This is a genomic window from Microvirga lotononidis (assembly GCF_034627025.1).
Lineage (GTDB): Bacteria > Pseudomonadota > Alphaproteobacteria > Rhizobiales > Beijerinckiaceae > Microvirga > Microvirga lotononidis.
In genome coordinates, this window is the sequence record NZ_CP141048.1 from 1,558,884 (window position 1) to 1,581,933 (window position 23,050).

A 23,050-nucleotide genomic window follows, 5' to 3' on the forward strand; every position below is an offset into this window, starting at 1 on the left:
GCGCGGTCCTGCTCACTGCGTGGCCTTCGGCAGGAAGTCGCGGGTGTAGAACGCCTTGGGGTTCTCCTTCGCGGCCGGATCGAGTCCGCCGTATTCGATGAGGAGATTGACCGTCTCGGCCATGTTGGCGTCGGTGACGTTGAACGGGCGCTGGCTCTTCGTCTCCTCGGTGCGATAAAGCGGGATCGTCAGCTCGAAGCCCTCCTGCAGCGTGTCGGGCTTTCCGGCCTTCGGCAGAGCTTTGAGGACGGCCTGCGTGGCCTCGGCCGGGGCTTTCTCCGCGCCTTCGATGGCCTTGGTGGTGGCGCTCATGAAGCGGCGCACGAGATCGGCCTTGTCCTTCAGGGTGTCCTTGTGCGCGATGATGCCGGAGGACACGAGGTTGACGCCGTAATCCGCGAACATGATCGGCGTGACGTTCTTGCCCGTCGCGTCCTTGATCTTCATGCTTTGGTCCATGACGTAGCCGAGCAGCACGTCGGCCTGGCCGTTGATGACCGCGTTGAGCTTCGTCTGAGCATCACCGGACACGATGCGCATCTCACTTTCCTTGAGGCCCGCTTTCTTCAGAAAGAGCGGCCAGATCTGCGACATGGAATCGCCCGGTGTCGTCGCCACCGTCTTGCCGCGCAGGTCCTCGGCCTTGCGGATGTTCTTCTCGGAGAAACCCATCACCGACATGGGGTTCTTCTGCAGCAGCACGCCGGGAGACGTGACGGGAGCGCCCTTGACCGCCGCGCGGATCATGGTCGGAACGTCCGCATAGGCGAAGTCCACCGTCTTTGCGGCCACCGCCTGCACGGTCACGGCCGATCCGCGTCCTTCCTGGATTTCGAGATCGATCCCCTCGGCGGCATAGAGCCCCTTCTCCTTGCCGTAGAAGAACGGCGCGTGCTCGCCATAGACATACCAGTTGAGCATCAGCACGACCTTGTCCGCGGCCTGCGCCGGCAGCGACACGAAGGGCATGAGGGCGGTTGCGGCAAAGAGAGTGGCTTTCAGGAACGTACGTTTCTTCATGGACTTCCTCCGATGGTTTTTGGGCTCCGCCTTTTTTAGGCGGTTGCTGCAAAGTCGTGCCGCTGGCTGGCGTGCCAGGGCACGGTGAGACGCTCGACGAGATCGATGATCCAGAAGAGGATGACGCTGATCAGCGCCAGGATGACGAGGGCAGCGAACATGGTCGGCAGCTCGAAATTGCCGATGGACCGCTGCAGCACGAAGCCGATGCCCGAATTGGCGCCGACGAATTCCCCGACGACTGCGCCGACGACGGCCAGCGTGACGGAGACCTTCAGGCCGGAGAAGATCGCCGGCAGGGCGTGAGGCAGATTGACCATGGTGAAGGCTTGCAGGCGCGAGGCCTTCATGGAGCGCACGAGGTCGCGCATCTCGGGGTCGAGGGACTTGAAGCCCTGCACGCCGGCGACGACCACCGGGAAGAACCCGAGCAGGAACGCCGAGATCACCTTGGGCGCCATGCCGAAGCCGAACCAGACCACGAAGAGCGGCGCCACCGCGACCTTGGGGATCGACTGCGAGAAGACGAGCAGCGGATAGACGTAGGACTCGACCGTCCGCGATCCTGCGATGAGCATGGCGATCGGGATGCCGAACAGGGCGGAGAGGAGGAAGCCGCCGAGCGTCGCCGTCGTGGTCGGGACGGCCTCCCTGAGCAGCATGCCGCCCTCATTCCAGAAGGCCACCGCCACGTCCTTCGGCGGCGGGATCAGATAGGCCGGGATTGCGAAGATCCGGACCGTGAGGTCCCAGAGCACGACCGTGAGGACGAGAAGCCCGAACGGTTTGATCCAGGCGGAATTCAGCAGATTTTGACAGGCGCGCGCGAGCTTCGACGTCATGCAGCGTCTTCCTCAAGGGCGTTTCCAAAGGGTGCAGCCGGGCGGCTTGAGCCGCTCTATGTAACTACCTGGTTAATTAGATGCCCGGTTGTCGGACATGTCAAGCGCTCTTTGGAAGATTCAGGCGCGCACGCCCGCCAGCACGAAATCGACCACGTGGTCGATGCGCTCCTTCATGGCCGGCGGAGACAGAAGCTCGCGGCCGAAGGCCACGGAGAGGGTATAGACGTTCGACAGGTAAAAGTAGCAGAGCCCGGCAATGGACACGTAAAGCTGGACCGGGTCGATGCCGGGGCGGACGGTCTTGGCCTTCTCGCCCCGCTTGAGGATGACCCCGATGGTCTCGATGACCGGGGAGTTCATGGTGTGCACCCGGGTGGATTTCTTCAGGTGCTTGGCGCGGTGCTGGTTCTCCGCGTTGAGCAGCATCATGAACTCGGGATACTGCACGAAATAGTTCCACGTGAAACGCACGAGCTCCTCGAGCGCCTGCAAGGGCGAGAGCTCCTCCAAATGCAGCTCGCGCTCGGCGGCGCGGATATGATCGTAGGCCGCCTCGAGAGTCGCGAGAAACAGCGCTTCCTTGCTCCCATAATAATAATAGAGCATGCGCTTGTTGGTGCGGGCCGCTTCCGCGATCTGGTCCACGCGCGCTCCGCCATAGCCGTGCCCGGCAAACTCGGCCGTTGCCGCCTCGAGGATGCGCCGCTTCGTCGCCTCGGCGTCTCGAACGGCTAGCTTGCTGACGGCGGGGACGTTCATGAAGCTCCAGATTTCCGCAGGCCGGCGGCCGGTCCGCTTTGCAGATCCAATGTTGTTACCTCAATCGGCGCAAAAACGAAACGGCCGCCGGGGAATGCATGTTTTCATCTCGAAATTAGGCGCGAAAGATTGGCAAGACGTATCCGTCACGGCCGGCCTCGTGCCGGTGATGACATCGGCTGCATCGCTTTGACTTCTCCCCTCACCCCTTCTTCCCCATAGGCAAGGCCGGCGGCAGATCTCCTTCCAGGGCGACGACCTTTCCGGGATTGAGAATGTTCTGCGGGTCGAGCGCCCGCTTCAGGGTCTTCATCAGGTCGAGCGCCACCGGATCCTTGTAGCGGGCGAGTTCGTCGCGCTTGATGAGGCCGATTCCGTGCTCGGCGGAAATCGATCCGTTCATGGCGTGAACGATGTCGTGGACGATCCGGTTGAAGCGCCCCCATTGAGCGAGGAAGAGCGGCTTCTCCATGTCGATGGGCTGCGTCAGGTTGAAGTGGATGTTGCCGTCGCCGAAATGGCCGAACGCGCAGACGCGGATTCCGGGCAAGGCTTCCTCGCAGGCCCGGCTCGCCGTGACGATGAAATCCGCCACGTCCGAGACCGGCACGGAAACGTCGTGCTTGATCGAGCCTCCTTCGAGACCCTGCACGTCGGAGAGACTTTCCCGCAGGTACCAGAGGGCCGCGTTCTGAGCCTCGCTGGCCGCGATGGTGGCGTCTTCGATGGTGCCGTTCTCGAAGGCGCTTCCCAAGGCCTTCTCCAGAAGCGCGCGCAGATCGATCTCGGGATCAGGAGACGCGACTTCGATCAACGCGTAGGCGGCATGGTCGCCGCTCAGCGGACGGACGGCGCCGGGCGCATGCCTGAGCACGATGTCCAGGGCGAAGCGCGGCATGAACTCGAAGGCCGTGAGCGCATCGCCCAGGGTCTGGCGCAGGCCCTCGAAGAGATCGAGGGCGGCATGCGGCGAGGCGCAGCCGATGAAGGCCACCACGCGGGTCTTCGGCCTCGGGAAGAGCTTCAACACCGCCGCCGTGACGATGCCGAGCGTGCCTTCCGAGCCGATGAACAGGTTCTTCAGGTCGTAGCCGGTGTTGTCCTTGCGCAGGCTCTTCAGGCCGTTCCAGATCCGACCGTCGGCAAGGACGACTTCGAGCCCGAGAACGAGCTCGCGGGTATTGCCGTAGCGCAGCACGTTCACGCCGCCGGCATTGGTCGAGATGTTGCCGCCGATCCGGCAGGATCCCTCGGAGGCCAGGGACAGCGGGAAGATGCAATCGACCTTTTCCGCCGCATCCTGAATGGTCTTCAGGATGCACCCGGCCTCGACGATCATCGTGGCGTTGAAAGGATTGACCTCGCGGATGCGGTCGAGCCTCGCCAGCGACAGGACGATGCCCGTGTGCGGCACCCCTCCCCCGACGAGCCCCGTATTGCCGCCCTGCGGCACGGCAGCGACCTTCGCCTTGGCGCATTCCTGCACCACGAAGGCAACCTCCTCGGTGTTGCCGGGACGGACCACCGCCAGGGCGTTGCCGCGGTAGAGCTTCCGCTCCTCGACGAGATAGCTCTCCATCCCGGCGGGATCGGCGATGACGTGCTTTTCTCCCAGGCGTGCGGAGAGCACGCCTAGGAAATCGGAGGGGGTTTCAGGCATGGAGATCACAGACGCCTTGCATGCTGCCGGCGCAGGGCCGGTCGACCGATGATGCCGGTCAGATTACGCAGCCGCGGCCTCCTGTCGAGCGGTCATTTCCGCCGCGAGAAGCGCCCTGGCGGCTTCCCTGATGTCGCCATGGACCGCCGGGTCGGCCTCGGTGAGGAGCGGCAGGATCGGGCCCATCTCGGCCACGCCCGAAAGGGACACGGCGGTGTGGAGGACCCGGATCGCGTTGTGGCGCTCACGCAGGGCTTCGAGCGGCATGAAGACCTCCAGTCGACGCCGCGCCTCGGCCTCGTCGCCGCGCTTCAGCGCATGGAGGAAGGACATGGACAGATGCGGCGCGATGCACACGCAGCCTGCCGTGAAGCCGGCGAGCTTGAAATGCGTGAGATGCGGCAGCGCCGGAGGCTCGCCGAAGCCGCTGACGATGCGCTCCGCGCCGACCGCGTCGATCAGCTCCCGCAGGTAGGAATCCTGCGTCAGGTCGGCGCGCGGAACCGCATATTTGATGCCGAAGACGGCGCCCTGCTCCACGAGCTTCGCCATGGCCTTCGCGGGCACGTACTGGTCGGTCTTGATGTAGACGATCAGCGGCACGCCGGAGCGGTCCACGAAATCCTGCAGCCCGCGCACCACGCCTTCGGGCGTCTGCGGGGCGATCATCGGCAGCGCCATGGCGACGGGATAACGGCGCGATTTGAGGATCGCGGCCTCGTCGACGAGCTTGCCCCAATCGGGCCCGACCGACGGGATCAGCCATGTGCTTTCGGCTGCCGACTCCTCGAGACTGTCGAGCCATTCGGCGAATTTCGACACCGGCCAGTTATGGACGTTGGCGTTGCCGCCATAGAGCAGCGTCGACACGCCCCCGGCTTCGAGATGGCGGATCAGCTTCGCATTCGCCTCCCGGTTGATCTCGAAATCGGCCGTCAGGGCGAATGGCGGAACCGCCAGAACAGAGCGGGCGAGGTGGGAGGTGTCGATGGTCGTCAGCATGGAGGGTGTCTCGCTGTTTTCAGGGGCGGTTCTGCAGGGGCCGGGCATCGCCCGGCCGCCTTCGTCAAGGGTGGGTTCTCACTGGCCGATCTGGATACCGACGGTCTTGACGACCTCGGACCATTTCTGCCGCTCGCTCTGGATGTATTCGGCGAATTGCTTCGGAGTCATCGCCGCGGTGGTCGAGGCCATTTCGGCCGCCTTCTTCTGGATCTCGGGCTTTTCGAGAATGGTCTTCACGTCGGCCGCGATCGTATCGACGATGGCTTGCGGGGTGCCGGCCGGGGCCCACAGCCCGTTCCAGGAGGTCGCGTCGAAACCGGTCAGCGTCTCGCCGACGGTCGGGATCTCGGGAGCCTGCTGGCTGCGCTCGGGGCTGGTGACGGCGAGCGCCCGCACGGTTCCACCCTGCGCCTGGGGCCAGGCGATGGTCATGTTGTCGAACGCCAGATCGATATGGCCGCCGATCAGGCCGTTGACGATGTCCTGGGATGAGCGGAACGGCACATGGGTCATCTTGGCGCCGGTCTTGAGCTGGAACAGCTCGGCCGCGAGATGCTGCGATGTTCCGGCCCCGGACGAGCCGTAGTTCAGCTTGCCGGGATTCTGCTTCGCGTATTCGACGAATTCCACAAAAGTCTTCACCGGGATCTTGGGGGTCACCACCAGAAGATTGGGGAGCTTCGCCAGCCCCGTGATCGGGACGAAGTCCTTCTCGGCGTCATGGGGAAGGTTCTTGTAGAGGAACGGATTGATCGCGTGCGTGCTCACTGTGCCGACGAGCAGCGTGTAGCCGTCCGGCGCGGCCTTGGCGACCGCCGTCGTGCCGATATTGCCGCCGGCGCCGGGGCGATTCTCGATGATGAAGGGCTTGCCGTATTTCGCATGAAGCTGCTCGGCCACGATGCGGGCGAACAGGTCGGTCGTTCCGCCCGGGCCGAACGGCACGACGATCGTGACCTGCTTCTGCGGCCAGTCCGGAGCCTGCGCCTGCGCGGAGCCGAATCCCGCGCCTGCGCCGAGGAGCGAAAGGCCGATTGCAGCGAGCCATGTCTTCATGCGTTCTCTCCCTGTTTCCATCTTATCGAGCCGAGGCCTTGGAACTGCGGCCTATCTTGTATGGCAACATACAAATTTTGACAAGCGCGCCGCGACCGTGCACACTCGGTTCCCGGTGGCGGATTTCCACCAGGGAAAGCTGCTGTAATAACAATTTCTTTTGACTTGGGAGATGCCGGCACGGTAGTGGGACATACGACAAGTTGGCCTGCCGGATCGGGCACATGGCCCGTGCGGCCGGTCGAAGCTCCGGAACCCGGCGCAGGCTTGGCGGATCGCTTCCGAACCGATTGGAAGCAGCATCCGGACATCTTCCTTCTCAGCGCCTTGCAACAGGCATCAACGGCTCCATGAACGATCGCTCCTTCCTCTCCGACCTGTCCCTCAACACCGTCGCCCGCAAGCGCAATCTCGTGAGCGATCTGGCGGAAGCGATCTCCCGCGAGATCGCCGAAGGACGGCTGCAGGCGGGCGATCGTCTGCCGACCGAGGCCGAGCTCGCCGCGGCAGCCGGGGTCAGCAGGACCGTGGTGCGCGAAGCCGTGGCGGCGCTGAAGGCCGCAAAGCTCGTCCAGACCCGGCAGGGCGCCGGCGCCTTCGTGCTCCCACCCCCGCCGAAATCGGATTTCTTCGCATCGCTCAGCAACGGCGAGGTGGACGATATCCTGGCCATGCTGGAACTGCGCCTTGCCGTGGAAGTGGAGGCCGCGTCGCTGGCCGCAGTGCGGCGAACCGACGAGGAAATGGCTGCGCTCGACCGCGCCCTGGAGAACATCACCAAGGGCGAGGATTACGGCATCGCGGCGGATCTTGAGTTCCATCGTATCCTCGCGGGCGCGACCAAGAACCCTTACTTCGCCCGCTTCCTGGACTTCCTGGGAGAATTCGCCGTCCCGCGCCGCTCCGGCCAATCGGACCCGGTGGGCATGGACCAGCGCCAGCGCGACTATCTCAGCGTGATCGAGCGCGAACACAGGGCGATCCGGGATGCCATCGCCATGGGCGACTCGAACCTCGCCGCCGCCATGATGCGCGCGCATTTGGCCAACAGCCGCAACCGCTATTCGGCCCGGATTCTGCAGGCGTCCGGCAAGTCCGCGGCCAAACCCGTCAAGGTCCGCTCAGCCGCCAAAGCTTGATCCGGCGCGATAAGCAAAAGGGCCGGCTGCCCTTGACAGCTGGCCTTAAAACGGCGACGACTTTTTAAAGTTGTATGACATATGGCTTTTGCGCCGCAGGCGCGGGGAGTGAAACAAGAATGGCCAAGCGATCGCCCGAACAGTTGAGAAGCTACCGCTGGTTTGGCGTCACCGATCTGCGCTCCTTCGGGCACCGGTCCCGGACGCTTCAGATGGGCTACGCCCGTGAAGACTTCATGGGCAAGCCGGTCATCGCGATCATCAACACCTGGAGCGACATCAACCCCTGTCATTCGCATTTCCGCGCGCGCGTCGAGGATGTGAAGCGCGGCGTCTGGCAGGCGGGCGGATTCCCCATCGAGCTGCCGGCGTTGTCGTTGTCGGAGAACTTCGTCAAACCGACCACGATGCTCTATCGCAATCTTCTCGCGCTCGAGGTGGAGGAGCTCCTGCGCTCCCATCCGATCGACGGCGCGGTGCTCATGGGCGGCTGCGATAAGACGACGCCCGCCACGGTCATGGGCGCGATCAGCATGAACCTGCCGATGATCTTCATGCCGGCCGGCCCCATGATCCGCGGCCATCATGCCGGCACGATCCTGGGCTCCGGATCGGACATCTGGAAGTACTGGGCCGAGAAGGAAGCCGGCACAATCACGAACCAGCAATGGAACGACATGGAGGCCGGCATCGCGCGCTCGCCCGGCACCTGCATGACCATGGGCACGGCCTCGACCATGACATCCATCGTCGAGACGCTGGGCCTGAGCCTTCCTGGCGCCGCCTCCATCCCGGCCGTCGACGCCGCCCATCCGCGCATGGCGAGCCTCACGGGACGCAAGATCGTCGAGATGGTGTGGGACGATCTGAAGCCCAGCGACATCCTCACGCGGCGCTCGTTCGAGAACGCCCTGATGGTTCACAACGCCCTCGCCGGCTCGACGAACGCGATGATCCATCTCGTGGCCATGGCGGGGCGCGCCGGCATCGAGGTTTCGCTGCAGGATTTCGACGATTTCGCCCAGAAGGTGCCGGTGATCGCCAACGTGCGGCCCTCGGGCCAATGGCTGATGGAGGACTTCCATATCGCCGGCGGCATTCGTGGCCTCCTCTCCCGCCTCGCGCCGCTGCTGCATCTGGACGAGCGCACCGTGACCGGCACCCTGCGCGACGCGCTGGAAGGTGCTGCCGTCTACAACGACGACGTGATCCGCCCGCTCGACAAGCCGATCGCGGCTTCTGGCGGCACCGCCATCCTGCGCGGCAATCTGGCCCCGAAGGGTTGCGTGATCAAGCCGCCGGCGGCGGAGCCGCGCCTGCTGCAGCATACGGGGCCGGCCATCGTCTTCGACACCTATGACGAGATGACGAAAGCCGTGAACGACCTCGACCTCGACGTGACGCCCGATCACATCATGGTGCTGCGCAATGCCGGCCCCATCGGCGGGCCGGGGATGCCGGAATGGGGCATGCTTCCGATCCCGAAGAAGCTCCTGCGGCAGGGTGTGCGCGACATGCTGCGCATCTCCGATGCGCGCATGAGCGGCACCAGCTACGGCGCCTGCATCCTGCACGTCTCGCCGGAGGCGCATATCGGCGGGCCGCTGGCGGCCGTGAGGACGGGAGATCTCATCACGGTCGACGTGCCGAACCGCTCGATCCATCTTCATGTGAGCGACGAGCAGATCAAGGACCGCCTGCGCACCTGGTCGCCACCGCCGCGCGATTATCCGCGCGGCTACAACAAGCTCTTCGCGCAGCATATCCGTCAGGCCGACGAGGGCTGCGATTTCGACTTCCTCGAAGGATCCGGCGGCGTGCCGGAACCGGAGATCCACTGATCCTCCCCTGGCCGACAGTGCCGCCGCATCGCGGCGCTGCCGGCATTTTTCCCATCGGCTCATGAGCATCAAGACATCCACCTTCGGCACGATCGACGGCGAGCCCGTCGAAGTCTTCGAGATCGAGGCGGGCCAGATCCGCGCCACGATCATCACCTATGCGGCCGCCCTGAGCCGGCTGTTCGTCCCCGATGGCGACGGGCGGCAGGCCGACATCGTCCTCGGCTATGACGACCCGGCCTCCTACGTGAAGAATCGGGGTTCGGCGGGCGCGATCTGCGGCCGCTATGCCAATCGCATCGCCGATGCGCGCTTCACCCTCGACGGCGCGACCTATTCCCTCTCGCCGAACGAAGCGCCTAATCACATCCATGGCGGCTTTCGGGGGTTCGGCAAGCGGATCTGGACCGGAGACGCCGATACGGCGAACAAGGCCGTCCGATTGACATTGCAGCGTCCCGACGGCGACGAGGGTTATCCTGGCGCCGTCACGACGACGGTCACGTACAGGCTGACGGACGATCCCGCGCTTGAGATCACCATGGAAGCGACGACGGACCGTCCGACCGTCGTAAACCTCGCCTATCACGGCTACTGGAACCTCGCCGGTCATGAATCCGGTCATGTGCGCGACCAGGTTCTCCTGATCGACGCCGACCATTACACGCCCGTCGGCCCCGGCAAGATCCCGACCGGCGAGCTGGCGCCCGTCGCCGGAACCGCCTTCGACTTCAGGTCGTCTCGGCCGATCGGCGCAATGATCGACGACATCACGCAACTGCCGGAGGCCGGCTACGATCACAATTTCTGCCTCAACGACAACGGGCAACCTCTGCGGCGCGCGGCGCGTGCGGTCGATCCCGTATCACGCCGCGGGTTGGAAATCTGGACCGACCAGCCGGGCGTGCAGTTCTACACGGCCAACCATTTCGGCAAGGTCCCGGCTGTCGGCAAGGGCGGTGCCGTCTATGACAGGCATGCCGGCTTCGCGCTCGAGACGCAGAATTTTCCCAATGCGCCGAACGTGCCGCATTTCCCTTCCGCCGTGCTGCGTCCGGGCGAAACATACCGGCACGTGATGCGCATCCCGTTCTTCGTCGTCTAGAGCGTCGCGCGGAAAAGGGAATCCGGTTTTCCGCGCCCGACTATGCTCCAGCTCAGAAAAAGCATCAGACTAAAAGTTGGCCCACTTTTAGGTCCGATGCTGTAGCCGATCAGATGCCGGAAGCGAGATAGCCTCCGTCCACGTTGAGCACCGTGCCCGTCACGAATCCCGATGCGGGCGAAGCGAGATAGATCGCGGCACCGACGAGTTCGTCGCGTTGCCCGAAGCGGCCCGCGGGCGTTCTCAGGAGCGCGTTCTCCTTGCGCTTCGGGCTCATCTTGGACTGGTTCAGCTCCGTCATGAAGAATCCCGGCGAGATGGCGTTGACGCGAACGCCGCGCTCGGCCCATTCGGCCGCCAGGGTCTTCGTCAGCCCTACGACGCCATGCTTGCTCGCGGCGTAGACCGAGGCGAGCGGCCAGCCGCGATGGGCCGACAGGGACGCGACGGTGATGATCGAGCCCGACCCTCGCTCCAGCATCGCCCGGCCGAAGCGCGTGCAGGTGAAGAACACGCTGCGCAGGTTCGTCTGCATGATCTCGTCGTATTCCGCCGGCGTGACGTCTTCGGCGGGCTTGAGGATGGTCGTGCCCTGACAGGCGACCAGGACGTCCACAGGACCGAAATCCCCCAGGACCGACGCGGCAAGCCGGTCGATTTCCTCCGGCCGCGTAGCATCCACCACATACCCTCGCGCGGACGGATCCTTCTCCTGAAGGCGGAGCGTCGCTCCCTTCACCTTCTCGGGTGTCCGGGCGGCAATCGCGATGCGGGCGCCGCTGTCCTGGAAGCCGTGCGCAATGGCGTTGCCGATCCCGCTCGATCCGCCCACGACGAGAGCCGTCCGGCCCTGCAGCGAGAACGGCGATCCTGGCATGGCGTCCTGATGCTCAACCAAGCTTCTTCTCCTCCAGACAATCCTGCCGCATCAACGATTCGCGGCGCCGGGCCAGCCTGTTGTCGGCCCTTCGCTGATGGTCGAGGAGGTACAGGACCGATCCGATCACCACGAGCGCACCGGCGACAACATGCAGCTTCGGCTCGTCGCCGAACACGAACAGCCCGACCGGAAGGGCCCAGATGAGTTTGGTGTATTGCATGGGCGCGACGCTCGAGGCCGGCGCGCGACGGAGAGACTCGATCATCAGGAACTGCGCCGACACCATGACGAGGCCGGAGACGATCACGAGCCCGACATCGCTCCACTCGGGCGCATGGCTCAGGGACAGGCCGGGCAGGCTCGCGGTCAGCTGGCCGGCCATTACGGCCGCCACCATGATGGCGCGGTTTTCCTGCGATCCGATGGTGCGCATGATCAGGATGACGCTCGCCCCGACGAAGACGTTGAGGAACGCCGCCAGGTGGCCGAGCGACAAGGCCGCATAGCCCGGCTGCACCATGACCAGGATTCCGGAGAAGCCCACGAGAATCGCGATCCACCGTGCCGGTCCCGTACGTTCGCCCAGGAGCCACGCGGCGGCGACCGTGACGACGAGCGGCGAGCCGAAGGTGATGGCATAGACGTCCGCAAGCGGCAGGAGCGAGAAGGCATAGAACCCGGAAACCGTCCCCACGCCGGCGAGGAAGCCGCGCCCGATCAGCATCTTCGGATTGCGCACCGCCGAGAGCCTGTAGGCCTTGTCGCGCCAGATGACGATTGCGACCACGACACAGGCGACGCTCGCCTGCATGGCGATGATCTGGAAGATGGGATAATGCAGGGAGAGGAGCTTCACCAGGGTGTCGCTGGTTGCGAAAAGCCCGTTTGCGGCAATCGCAAAAAGGACACCTGTCAATCGGGTCACGGGCGTATCCCACCTGGCTTATGAGGCTCTCGGCCCCATCTTATTTGCCTGTCATCATACATCCTTTTCAGTGAGTCGGAATTCCCGCAGCGCATGGGTGGGGAGCGCTGCCGGTGGGACGGGCAAACAAAAAGGCGGCCCGAAGGCCGCCTTCCGTTAGGAAGATCGAGATCGTCGTTATGCGGCGATAGAGGTCTGCGGCGCGGCCGAGCGGACATCGGCATCCACATGGCCCTCGAAGCGCTTGAAGTTCTCGTTGAACATGTCGATCAGGCGCTTGGCGGTCTCGGCGAACTCCGCCTTGTTCTGCCAGGTCTTCACCGGGTAGAGGATGTGCGGCTCGACGCCGGGCACCGAGGTCGGCACCGCGAAGCCGAAATACGGGTCGCGACGGAAATCGGCGCGGGACAGCGAGCCGTCGAGCGCGGCGGTGAGCAGGCGGCGGGTGACGCGGATCGGCATCCGCCGGCCGACGCCGTACTTGCCGCCGGTCCAACCCGTGTTGACGAGCCAGCAATCCACCGAGTGCTTGGCGATCAGATCGCGCAGCAGGTTGCCGTACTCGGACGGGTGACGCGGCATGAAGGGCGCGCCGAAGCAGGTGGAGAAGGTGGCCTCCGGATCCTTCACGCCCTTCTCCGTGCCCGCGACCTTCGCCGTATAGCCGGAAAGGAAGTGGTACATGGCCTCGGCCGGGGTCAGCTTCGCGATGGGAGGCAGCACGCCGAAGGCATCGCAGGTGAGCATCACGATGTTCTTCGGAATGCCCGCGCGGCCGGTGGCGCTCGCATTGGGAATGAAGTCGAGCGGATAGGCGCAGCGCGTGTTCTCCGTCTTCGAAGCATCGTCGAAATCGGGAAGGCGCGTGATGGGATCGATGGTCACGTTCTCCAGCACCGTGCCGAAGCGCTCGGTGGTGGCGAAGATTTCGGGCTCGGCCTCGCGGGAAAGACGGATGGTCTTGGCGTAGCAGCCGCCCTCGAAGTTGAACACGCCGTTCGGCCCCCAGCCATGCTCGTCGTCGCCGAGCAGGACGCGGTTCGGATCGGCCGAGAGCGTGGTCTTGCCCGTGCCGGAGAGGCCGAAGAACACCGCCACGTCGCCCTGGTCGCCCACATTGGCGGAGCAATGCATGGGCATGACCTTCTGGGCCGGCAGCACGTAGTTGAGATAGGTGAAGACCGACTTCTTCATCTCGCCCGCGTAGGACGTGCCGCCGATGAGCACGATCTTGCGCTTGAAGTCGCAGGCGATGACCGTCTCCGTGCGGCAGCCGTGCCGGGCCGGGTCGGCTTTGAAGGACGGCAGGTCGATGATGGTCAGGCCGGGCGCGTAATCCGCCAGCTCACCCCGGTCGGGACGGATCAGCAGGTTGCGGATGAAGAGCGAGTGCCAGGCATATTCCGTAAAGACGCGGGCCTTGACCCGGTAGGCCGGGTCCGCGCCGCCGTAGAGATCCTGCGCGAACAGCTCCTTGCCCTCCGCATGGGCGAGGAAATCCGCCAGCAGGGTGTCGAAATGACCGGGCGTGATGGCACCGTTGTTGTCCCACCAGACCGTGTTCTCCGTGGTCTCGTCGCGCACCACGAACTTGTCCTTGGGCGAGCGGCCCGTATGCACGCCGGTGTCGGCCAGAAGCGCACCGCCCTGCACGAGCCTGGTCTCGCCCCGGGTCAGGGACTGCTCGTAGAGAGCAGGCGCCTCGAGGTTCCAGTAGACCCGTTTGAGATTGCGGAGGCCGGAGGCCTCAGCGCCCTGTGCGCTGTTGAAGACGCCGATATTTTCCACGGAAGACTTCTCCTGATTGGCGGTCGCCGCGCAGCCGGATCAGCCGCCGTCCGATGACCGTCACATGGGGTAGGCCAAACAATTCGGGCAAGACTTTGCCGCCTCGCTTGAACATGGAACCTTCTTTAGGTCACCTGACGGTGCCGTCAACTCAGGTCATTTCATCGCATTCTATTTTTCCGAGAGCCAGACCTCAACCGGCCTCAATCCCTCGAATTTCAAGGTATTTTCCGAATTCTTTCGTATGATCGAGTGGCCATTTCAGCCGGCTATCCGATGCATGCCGATGGGGATGCCGCAGAGGCAGATCCTGTCGGAACCGTCATGGATCGTTCATCTGCGGTTGAAGGGGGCTGCTTTAGACACCACTATCAGGGCCGCCCCTGGTCTCGGCCAGGGGAAACCATATTTACGCCACGAGAAAGGCGCAGTTGGGGACGTTCTAGGGCCTCCTGCGTTGTCAGACGATACGAAAATCTGACATAGTTTGTGCCAAACCAAGGAAGAGTTCATGCCAACGATCGCCCTTGTCGATGACGATCGCAACATCCTGACCTCTGTTTCCATCGCCCTCGAAGCGGAGGGCTACCGCATTCAGACCTATACGGACGGGGCCTCGGCTCTGGACGGTCTCAAGCATGCTCCTCCGGATCTGGCGATCTTCGACATCAAGATGCCCCGCATGGACGGCATGGAGCTCCTGCGTCGCCTGCGGCAGAAGTCGGACCTGCCGGTGATCTTCCTGACCTCCAAGGACGAGGAGATCGACGAGCTGTTCGGCCTCAAGATGGGTGCCGACGACTTCATCCGGAAGCCGTTCTCCCAGCGCCTTCTCGTCGAGCGCGTGAAGGCCGTCCTGCGGCGCTTCGCGCCGAAGGACCAGACCGTCCCCAAGGAGGCAGATCCGAAGGCCCTGGAGCGCGGCCAGCTCAAGATGGACCCGGAGCGCCATGCCTGCACGTGGAAGGGCGAGCCGGTGACCCTCACCGTGACGGAATTCCTGATCCTGCAGGCCCTCGCGACGCGTCCGGGGGTGGTGAAAAGCCGCAATGCCCTGATGGACGCGGCCTATGACGACCAGGTCTACGTGGACGACCGCACCATCGACAGCCACATCAAGCGCCTGCGCAAGAAGTTCAAGTCGGTTGACCAGAGTTTCGAAATGATCGAGACCCTCTACGGCGTGGGCTACCGTTTCAAGGAAGCCTGACGCTTTGGTGGCGCAAGCACCCTGGCAGACAACCTGGAACGGCGGCCATGGTCCGGGACGAGGGAACCGGATCGGGCTTGAACGAGTGGCATGAAGGCTGACCCCATCCACGCCGAGTCGGCGTTCGACGATCCGCCGGCCCCTCAGGGCATCCTGGCGCGGCTGAAGCATTTCGGCCGCATGATCGTGCAGCGCGGCTCGTCGAGCCTGACGCGGCGGATCGTGGTGCTCAACCTGGCCGGCCTCGTGGCCCTGCTGATCGGCTTCCTCTATCTCAACCAGTTCCGCGAGGGCCTCATCGAGGCCCGGGTGCAGAGCCTCCTCACCCAGGGCGAGATCATCGCGGGCGCGATCGCGAGCTCCGCCACGGTCGAGACCAACACCATCACCATCGACCCGGACCAGCTCCTGCAGATGCAGGCGGGCGAGACCGAGCGGTTCAACGACGAGACCATCTCGGCGCTCGAGTTCTCCATCAATCCGGAACGCGTCGCTCCCCTGCTGCGCCGGCTCGTGACGCCGACCAAGACCCGGGCCCGGATCTTCGACCGGGAAGGCACCCTGCTGCTCGATTCCAGGTCGTTCTATTCCCGCGGCGACATCCTGCGCATGGAGCTGCCGCCGGTCGCCAATGTCGAGGATACGACGAGTTTCATCGAGCGCACCTGGAACAGCATCCGCAAGATGTTCCGGCGCACCAGACGTCCGGTGCTGGAGGAGGTCGGCCCGGCCAACGGCAAGTCCCTGCCGGAGGTGCAGCAGGCCTTCGCCGGCCAGCAATCGAGCGTGGTGCGCGTCAACAACCGCGGCGAGACCATCGTGTCGGTCGCCGTGCCGGTCCAGCGCTTCCGCACGGTCCAGGGTGCCCTGCTGCTCTCGACCCAGGAAGGCGACATCGACGCGATCATCGCGTCCGAGCGGTTCGCCCTGCTCCAGGTCTTCCTGGTGGCGGCCGTGGTCATGATCGTCCTGTCGCTCTTCCTCGCCGGCGCCATCGCGGGCCCGGTCCGGCGGCTGGCCGAAGCGGCGGAACGGGTGCGCTGGGGGACGAAGTCCCGCCAGGAGATTCCCGATTTCACCACCCGGTCCGACGAAATCGGCCACTTGTCCGGCGCCTTGCGCGACATGACCCGGGCGCTTTACAACCGCATCGACGCCATCGAGAGCTTCGCGGCGGATGTGGCGCACGAGCTGAAGAACCCGCTGACCTCCCTGCGCAGCGCCGTCGAGACCCTGCCGCTCGCCCGCAGCGACGAGTCCCGGGAGCGCCTCCTGTCGATCATTCAGCACGACGTGAAGCGCCTCGACCGGCTGATCAGCGACATTTCGGACGCGTCGCGCCTCGACGCTGAACTCGCCCGTGCCGACGCGGAGCCGGTGGACATGGTGCAGCTGCTCGACGCGGTGGTGTCGGTCGCCAACGAACGTCGCCAGGACGGCGACCCGCTGATCACCCTCAGCATCGACAGGCAGGCTCAGGGCCGCGACGCCTTCCTGGTGCTCGGCCATGACAGCCGCCTGGGCCAGGTCTTCAACAACCTGATCGACAACGCCCGCTCCTTCTCGCCGCCCGACGAAACCGTCAACGTCTCCATGCGCCGCCGCAAGAACCAGGTGGAGATCCTCGTGGAGGACAGCGGGCCCGGCATCGAGCCGGATGCCCTCGACCGGATCTTCGAGCGCTTCTACACGGACCGGCCCGAGCAGGGTTTCGGCCAGAATTCCGGTCTCGGCCTGTCCATTTCCCGCCAGATCATCGAGGCCCATCGCGGCACGATCCGGGCCGAGAACCGGCTCGGCCCTCCCGACGAGGATGGCGAGCCCGTGCGCCTCGGCGCCCGCTTCGTCATCCGCCTGCCCGTCGAAGGGGCGAGGGCCAAGAAGGAGCAGGAGAAGAAGGACAGGGACAAGGTCAGGCGCGACGCCGGGAAGAAGGCTCCTTGAGCAAGCGTGAGACGATCCATGCCGGCTGCGTGCTCGTCGGCGAGGCGGGCCTCCTGATCCGGGGCGCCTCGGGATCGGGGAAGTCGACGCTGGCCCGCGAGGTGGTGTCGCTCGCCCTCAGGGCCGGCCGTTTCGGACGACTGGTCAGCGACGACCGCACCCTCCTTGAAGCGCATCACGGCCGCCTCCTGGCGCGGCCGGTGGTGCCCCTCGGCGGCCGCATCGAGGTCTTCGGCCTCGGTATCGTCCGCCAGCCTTTCGAGAGCGCCGCCGTGGTACGCCTGGTGGCCGACCTCTCCGACGCCCCTGCCCGCTACCCGGAGGAGGAGGACAGGAGGGTCGAGATCTGCGGCGTCATGGTCCCTCGCATCCGGATGCCGGCCGGGGCAAGCTCGCCGGATGTCGCCCTGGCCTGCCTGAGTGGTGTTTGCGACACGGTCGTGACACTGTGATGAACTTTTCCTCTCAATGCTCTTGCGCTTGGCTTCGCAGTGCACAAAATAGCGGCTCCGCTCTCGGAGCGTTCGGACTTGTAACATTATGATTGGAATGGTGCTCGTCACCCACGGGCAGCTCGCGACGGAATTCAAAGCGGCGCTCGAGCATGTCGTGGGTCCTCAAGAGCAGCTTGAAACGATCACGATCGGCCCCGACGACGACATGGAAACTCGGCGTAAGGACATCATGGCCGCCGTCTGCCGGGTCAATACGGGCCAGGGGGTCGTGGTTCTGACCGATATGTTCGGCGGCACTCCCTCGAACCTCGCCCTGTCCTGCATGAACGGCTCGGTCGAGGTCGTAGCCGGCATCAACCTGCCCATGCTGATCAAGCTGGCTTCGGTCCGTGACGAGGAATCCCTGTCCGACGCCGTCTCCCATGCCCAGGAGGCGGGGCGCAAATACATCAACATCGCCTCGCGCGTTCTCTCCGGAAAGTGACCGTCATGCACAGGCTCAGCGACGAGGATTGCCCTCCGGCTCCCGTACCGGATGGAGCCGAGGTCCGGGAACTTCCCATCATCAACCGCCGGGGCCTGCATGCCCGCGCCTCGGCCAAGTTCGTCCAGACCGTCGAACGCTTCCATTCCGACGTGACCGTGACCCGTTGCGGCGAGACCGTCGGCGGGCGTTCGATCATGGGCCTCCTGACGCTCGCGGCCGCCCAGGGCACCTCCATCACGGTGACGGCCAAGGGCGAGGACGCCCAGGCCTGCCTCCAGGCCATCGACGACCTGCTCGCCAACAGGTTCGGCGAGGACGAGTAGGTCTTCGGCACAAGCAATTGCTCCACACCTCATCACCGGTCTTGTGCCGGTGATCTCGCTTCTGTCGAGCGCCGAGCCCTTCGGAACCGGGACGGCCGGGACAAGCCCGGTCATGACCGGGGGTGTCCGTCTCGGCACCTCAGCCAACATATAAAGACATCTTTATATCTTGATTGCCTCTCTCCCGGGTCTCTGGTAGAGACAGCGCCAATTCAACCGAACAGGTGCAAGAGAGAGGCCATCATGGCGCAGGATTACATCGTCAAAGACATCAGCCTTGCCGATTTCGGCCGCAAGGAGATCTCCATCGCCGAGACCGAGATGCCGGGCCTCATGGCCGTCCGGGCCGAGTACGGCCCGAAGCAGCCCCTGAAGGGCGCCCGGATCGCCGGCTCGCTGCACATGACGATCCAGACCGCGGTGCTGATCGAGACCCTCAAGGCTCTCGGGGCCGACATCCGCTGGGTGTCCTGCAACATCTACTCCACCCAGGACCACGCCGCCGCCGCCATCGCGGCCGCCGGCATCCCGGTTTTCGCCTATAAGGGCGAGACCCTGAAGGAGTACTGGGACTACACCGCCAAGCTGTTCGACTGGCACGGCGGCGGCATGCCGAACATGATCCTCGACGACGGCGGCGACGCCACCATGCTCGTCCATCTCGGCCTGCGCGCCGAGCAGGGCGACACCGCCTTCCTCGACAAGCCGGGCTCCGAGGAAGAGGAAGTGTTCTTCGCCCTCATCAAGCGCCTCCTCTCCGAGAAGCCGAAGGGCTGGTTCGCCGAGCTGGCGCAGTCGATCAAGGGTGTGTCGGAAGAGACCACCACGGGCGTTCACCGCCTCTACATCATGGAGAAGGAGGGCAAGCTCCTCTTCCCGGCGATCAACGTCAACGACTCGGTCACCAAGTCCAAGTTCGACAACCTCTACGGCTGCCGCGAATCCCTGGTCGACGGCATCCGCCGCGGCACGGACGTGATGATGGCCGGCAAGGTCGCCATGGTGGCGGGCTTCGGCGACGTGGGCAAGGGCTCGGCCGCTTCGCTCCGTCAGGCCGGCTGCCGCGTGCTCGTGTCGGAAGTCGATCCGATCTGCGCCCTCCAGGCCGCCATGGAAGGCTATGAGGTCACGACCATGGAGGACGCGGCTCCCCGCGCCGACATCTTCGTCACCGCCACCGGCAACAAGGACGTGATCACCATCGAGCACATGCGCGCGATGAAGGACCGGGCCATCGTCTGCAACATCGGCCACTTCGACAACGAGATCCAGGTCGCATCGCTCAAGAACCTGAAGTGGAACAACGTGAAGCCGCAGGTGGACGAGATCGAATTCCCCGACGGGCACCGGATCATCCTGCTGTCGGAAGGCCGCCTCGTGAACCTGGGCAACGCCATGGGCCACCCGTCCTTCGTGATGTCGGCCTCGTTCACCAACCAGACGCTGGCCCAGATCGAGCTCTTCGCCAACCAGGGCAAGTACGAGCGCAAGGTCTACACCCTGCCCAAGCACCTGGACGAGAAGGTCGCCGCCCTGCATCTGGAGAAGATCGGCGTGAAGCTCACCAAGCTGCGCCCCGACCAGGCGTCCTATATCGGCGTGTCCGAGCAGGGCCCGTTCAAGCCGGATCACTACCGCTACTGATGGGATAAGCTCCTCGCGAACGATAAAAGCCCGGCTTCAAGCCGGGCTTTTTTCTTGCTGCATGCGTGGCCGGCCAGGACGACATGAGACGCCGTCGAATCGAACAAACTGTCGCACCCGCATGTGTGTGTCACAAATGCAATATGGTTCGAGGAATTGCACACAGGTTCTCCAAAGGAAGTTTAAGCCGGTGTTAACCCTCTTCCTGGCGGAGTCGGGGGTAGTCTAGAGTGAACACGAATCGACCGGCTGTGCTGTGGCTTCGAACCTGCGCCGGCAGTTCCGTTCATGCGTAGACGGTTGACCTCTGCAGCGCCGCAAGGCGTCGCCGGGATCGATCCAACTTGGCCATGATTTTTCGGCCGCCAACAAAGGAAGGGCAGCACGGCATGGCCGGGCAACGGGAGCGTCATAGCGGCAACAGCGATGGGAGAGGCTCCCTCGTCGGTTCGGCCCGCGTTCCCCTGTCCCTGGCGCTCCTGGCCGGCACCTCCCAGGCGGCCCTCGCCAACGACCTGCTGCGGCCGATCACGGACGGAGCCTCGGACCTTCTCGGCTTCCTGAACGGATTCGACCTGCACAACGCGGTCTATTTCGGCCTCTTCATGGGCCTCGTGGCCGTCTCGACCACGACCGCCCTGCTGCTGATGCACGAGCGCAAGCGCGCCGCCCGGATGGAGCGGCGCCTGCGCAACGAACTCGACGCCCTGCGCGGCTCGGACGATCTCGCGACCCTGCTCATGGGATCGGAGCGCCAGCTCCTCGTGAGCTGGCACGGGCGGGACGGGGAGCCGCGCTTCCAGGGCGACCCCACCATCGTGGGCGAGAACGCCTCGGCCCATCGCGCCCTCGCTTTCGGCACCTGGCTCGCCCCGGCCGACGCCACCATGGTCGAGGGCGCCCTCGAACAGCTCAAGGAGCGCGGCCAGGCGTTCCGCCTGACGGGGCGCTGCACCGCGGGCAGCCGCTTCGTCGACGTGGAGGGCCGCACCATCGGCGGGCGGGCGCTCCTGCGCCTGCGGGACGTGACCGGCGACCGGGCCGAACTCATGAAGGTGCAGGGCCAGCTCGCGGTGGCGCGCAGCGACCTCCGCTCCATGACGATGCTGCTCGACGACGTGGCCTATCCGCTCTGGATCCGCGACACGGACGACAAGCTGCTCTGGGCCAACCAGGCCTATCTGCGCTCCGTCGAGGCCAAGAATCTCGACGACGCCATCGCCCGCTCCCTCGAACTCCTCGGCACCGGCACCCGGGACGAGGCGCGGCGGCAGCGCCTGTCCGGCATCACCTATTCGGGCCGGGTCACGGCCGTCGTCGCGGGCCATCGCGCAGTGCTCGACGTGATCGAGCGCCCGACCGCCGGCGGCAGCGCGGGCATCGCGGTGGACGTGTCCGAACTCGAAGCGGTGCGCACCGATCTGCAGCGCCAGATGGATGCCCATGTGCGCACCCTGGATCAGCTTCCGACGGCCGTCGCGATCTTCGACGGGTCTCAGACCCTCATCTTCAGCAACGCCGCCTATCAGCGCCTCTGGGGGCTGGACGCCGCGTTTCTGGCCTCGCGCCCCACGGACAGCGAGGTGCTCGACAAGCTGCGCACCGGCCGCAAGCTTCCAGAACAGGCGGATTTCCGCGCCTGGAAGACCGAGTTCCTGCAGGGCTACCATTCGGTCGAGCAGCAGGAGACCTGGTGGCACCTGCCGGACCGGCGCACCCTGCGCGTGGTCATCAACCCCAATCCGCAGGGCGGCGTCACGTACCTGTTCGACGATGTGAGCGAGCGCTTCGAGCTCGCCTCGCAGGTCCATTCGCTGACCCGCGTCCAGTCCGAGACCCTGGATACGCTCAAGGAAGGCGTGGCCGTGTTCGGCTCCGACGGGCGCCTCAAGCTGCACAACCGCGCCTTCGCCGACATGTGGAACCTCTCGCCCGAGATGACGGCGGAGAACCCGCATATCGACACGATCATCAGGGCCGCCCGCCTGCTGGCGCCGCAGGACGAGCCTTGGATCGACATTCGCGGCGCAGTGGCGGGCCTCGCCGACATGCGCATGGGCCTCACCTGCCGCATCGAACGCCACGACGGTACCGCGCTCGACTGCGCAGCCCAGCCCCTGCCCGACGGCGCGACGCTCCTGAGCTTCACGGACGTGACCGCGAGCGTGAACGTGGAGCGCGCGCTCACCGAGCGCAACGAGGCGCTGGAACGCGCCTCGCGGCTGCGCGACGAGTTCGTGCACCACGTGTCCTACGAGCTGCGCTCGCCGCTCACCAACATCATCGGCTTCACGCAATTGCTCGGCGACGAGACGGTGGGCGCCCTCAATCCGCGCCAGCGCGACTACGCGGACCACATCATGCGGTCCTCGGCATCGCTGCTCGCGATTTTGAACGACATTCTCGATCTCGCGTCCATCGACACGGGCTCGCTGGAGCTGACGCCGGAAATCGTCGACATCCGCTCCACCATCGAGGCGGCCATGCGCGGCCTCGAGGACCGGCTGGCGGAATCCTCGCTCAACCTGGTCATCGACACGCCGGACGACATCGGCACCTTCGTGGCCGACGGCAAGCGCGTGCGCCAGATCCTGTTCAACCTGCTCTCCAACGCGGTCGGCTTCTCGTCGCCCGGCCAGACGATCCAGGTGTCGGCGCGCAAGCGCGGCGGCGAGGTGATCTTCGACGTGAAGGACCAGGGACGCGGCATTCCGCCCGAGATCAAGGCGCGCATCTTCGAGCGGTTCGAGAGCCATACGCTGGGAACGCGCCATCGCGGCGTGGGCCTGGGGCTGTCCATCGTGCGGTCCTTCGTGGAGCTGCATGGCGGGCGCATCGAGGTGTCGTCCACGCCCGGCCTCGGCACCACGGTCACGTGCATCTTCCCCAATGACCGGCACGAGACCCCCTCCGATGGCCGATCCGCGCAATCTGCGCTAACTCCAATCGCAGCCGAGTAGGAAC

Annotated in this window: 20 protein-coding genes; 11 read left to right on the forward strand and 9 right to left on the reverse strand. The window is 65.0% G+C overall.

All coding sequences use genetic code 11. The features are described from left to right. Positions 1-12: 12 nt before the first annotated feature. The 3 genes from U0023_RS07350 to U0023_RS07360 all read right to left on the reverse strand — a co-directional run bounded on the left by U0023_RS07350 (position 13) and on the right by U0023_RS07360 (position 2,624). The gene (locus tag U0023_RS07350; RefSeq protein WP_009490415.1) at positions 13-1,020 is read right to left on the reverse strand and encodes an ABC transporter substrate-binding protein; all 1,008 of its coding nucleotides are present in this window, start codon (positions 1,018-1,020) and stop codon (positions 13-15) included. A 35-nt stretch (positions 1,021-1,055) separates the two neighbouring features. Beyond that, positions 1,056-1,862, reverse strand: a complete 807-nt coding sequence (locus U0023_RS07355; RefSeq protein ID WP_009490416.1) for an ABC transporter permease — start codon at positions 1,860-1,862, stop codon at positions 1,056-1,058. 120 nt (positions 1,863-1,982) lie between these two features. Next, positions 1,983-2,624 (reverse strand): TetR family transcriptional regulator, encoded by a 642-nt coding sequence (locus U0023_RS07360; protein WP_009490417.1) that lies wholly within the window; start codon positions 2,622-2,624, stop codon positions 1,983-1,985. Here U0023_RS07360 and U0023_RS07365 point away from each other — a divergent pair. Beyond that, positions 2,623-2,817 carry a hypothetical protein gene (locus tag U0023_RS07365; RefSeq protein WP_154660988.1) on the forward strand — a complete coding sequence of 65 codons (195 nt, stop codon included), beginning with the start codon at positions 2,623-2,625 and terminating at the stop codon, positions 2,815-2,817. The two genes, U0023_RS07360 and U0023_RS07365, sit on opposite strands and share 2 nt — an antisense overlap. A 9-nt stretch (positions 2,818-2,826) precedes the next feature. Here the strand turns inward: U0023_RS07365 and U0023_RS07370 are convergent, their stop codons facing one another. From U0023_RS07370 to U0023_RS07380, 3 genes are all read right to left on the reverse strand, one after another. Continuing rightward, a complete protein-coding gene (locus U0023_RS07370) occupies positions 2,827-4,284 on the reverse strand; it encodes an FAD-binding oxidoreductase (RefSeq protein ID WP_009490418.1) in 1,458 nt (485 codons plus the stop codon). 63 nt (positions 4,285-4,347) lie between these two features. After that, positions 4,348-5,286, reverse strand: coding sequence for a dihydrodipicolinate synthase family protein (locus U0023_RS07375; RefSeq protein WP_040638220.1), 939 nt, complete (start codon positions 5,284-5,286; stop codon positions 4,348-4,350). Positions 5,287-5,364: 78 nt separating this feature from the next. Next, positions 5,365-6,345 (reverse strand): Bug family tripartite tricarboxylate transporter substrate binding protein, encoded by a 981-nt coding sequence (locus U0023_RS07380; RefSeq protein WP_009490420.1) that lies wholly within the window; start codon positions 6,343-6,345, stop codon positions 5,365-5,367. A gap of 350 nt (positions 6,346-6,695) precedes the next feature. On the opposite strand from U0023_RS07380, the gene U0023_RS07385 reads away from it, so the two are divergent. The 3 genes from U0023_RS07385 to U0023_RS07395 all read left to right on the forward strand — a co-directional run bounded on the left by U0023_RS07385 (position 6,696) and on the right by U0023_RS07395 (position 10,430). Beyond that, the gene (locus U0023_RS07385) at positions 6,696-7,484 is read left to right on the forward strand and encodes a FadR/GntR family transcriptional regulator (protein WP_009490421.1); all 789 of its coding nucleotides are present in this window, start codon (positions 6,696-6,698) and stop codon (positions 7,482-7,484) included. 119 nt (positions 7,485-7,603) lie between these two features. Further along, the gene (araD, locus tag U0023_RS07390; protein ID WP_009490422.1) at positions 7,604-9,325 is read left to right on the forward strand and encodes an L-arabinonate dehydratase; all 1,722 of its coding nucleotides are present in this window, start codon (positions 7,604-7,606) and stop codon (positions 9,323-9,325) included. 61 nt (positions 9,326-9,386) lie between these two features. Beyond that, a complete protein-coding gene (locus tag U0023_RS07395; protein WP_009490423.1) occupies positions 9,387-10,430 on the forward strand; it encodes an aldose epimerase family protein in 1,044 nt (347 codons plus the stop codon). 109 nt (positions 10,431-10,539) lie between these two features. Here the strand turns inward: U0023_RS07395 and U0023_RS07400 are convergent, their stop codons facing one another. The 3 genes from U0023_RS07400 to U0023_RS07410 form a co-directional block, all read right to left on the reverse strand. Then, positions 10,540-11,328 carry an SDR family NAD(P)-dependent oxidoreductase gene (locus U0023_RS07400; RefSeq protein ID WP_009490424.1) on the reverse strand — a complete coding sequence of 263 codons (789 nt, stop codon included), beginning with the start codon at positions 11,326-11,328 and terminating at the stop codon, positions 10,540-10,542. After that, positions 11,321-12,235: a DMT family transporter gene (locus U0023_RS07405; protein WP_009490425.1), complete on the reverse strand. Its 915-nt coding sequence runs from the start codon at positions 12,233-12,235 to the stop codon at positions 11,321-11,323. Before U0023_RS07405 ends, U0023_RS07400 begins: the two co-directional genes overlap by 8 nt. A gap of 177 nt (positions 12,236-12,412) precedes the next feature. After that, positions 12,413-14,023 carry a phosphoenolpyruvate carboxykinase gene (locus U0023_RS07410; RefSeq protein WP_009490426.1) on the reverse strand — a complete coding sequence of 537 codons (1,611 nt, stop codon included), beginning with the start codon at positions 14,021-14,023 and terminating at the stop codon, positions 12,413-12,415. A gap of 511 nt (positions 14,024-14,534) precedes the next feature. Between U0023_RS07410 and U0023_RS07415 the strand changes: the two genes are divergently transcribed. The 7 genes from U0023_RS07415 (at position 14,535) to U0023_RS07445 (ending at position 23,046) form a co-directional block, all read left to right on the forward strand. After that, positions 14,535-15,233, forward strand: a complete 699-nt coding sequence (locus U0023_RS07415; RefSeq protein WP_009490427.1) for a response regulator transcription factor — start codon at positions 14,535-14,537, stop codon at positions 15,231-15,233. 90 nt (positions 15,234-15,323) lie between these two features. Then, entirely contained in the window at positions 15,324-17,177 is a 1,854-nt protein-coding gene (locus tag U0023_RS07420) for a sensor histidine kinase (protein ID WP_009490428.1), read from the forward strand. Continuing rightward, positions 17,174-17,629: an HPr kinase/phosphorylase gene (locus tag U0023_RS07425; RefSeq protein ID WP_009490429.1), complete on the forward strand. Its 456-nt coding sequence runs from the start codon at positions 17,174-17,176 to the stop codon at positions 17,627-17,629. Before U0023_RS07420 ends, U0023_RS07425 begins: the two co-directional genes overlap by 4 nt. Positions 17,630-17,717: 88 nt before the next feature. Beyond that, complete coding sequence (locus U0023_RS07430; protein WP_009490430.1) at positions 17,718-18,116, forward strand: PTS sugar transporter subunit IIA; 399 nt, start codon at positions 17,718-17,720, stop codon at positions 18,114-18,116. A 5-nt stretch (positions 18,117-18,121) separates the two neighbouring features. Then, positions 18,122-18,442 (forward strand): HPr family phosphocarrier protein, encoded by a 321-nt coding sequence (locus U0023_RS07435; RefSeq protein WP_009490431.1) that lies wholly within the window; start codon positions 18,122-18,124, stop codon positions 18,440-18,442. Positions 18,443-18,685: 243 nt separating this feature from the next. Then, positions 18,686-20,086 (forward strand): adenosylhomocysteinase, encoded by a 1,401-nt coding sequence (gene ahcY, locus U0023_RS07440; protein ID WP_009490432.1) that lies wholly within the window; start codon positions 18,686-18,688, stop codon positions 20,084-20,086. Between the two features lie 389 nt (positions 20,087-20,475). Beyond that, complete coding sequence (locus tag U0023_RS07445) at positions 20,476-23,046, forward strand: sensor histidine kinase (RefSeq protein WP_009490433.1); 2,571 nt, start codon at positions 20,476-20,478, stop codon at positions 23,044-23,046. The last annotated feature ends 4 nt before the right edge of the window (positions 23,047-23,050 follow it).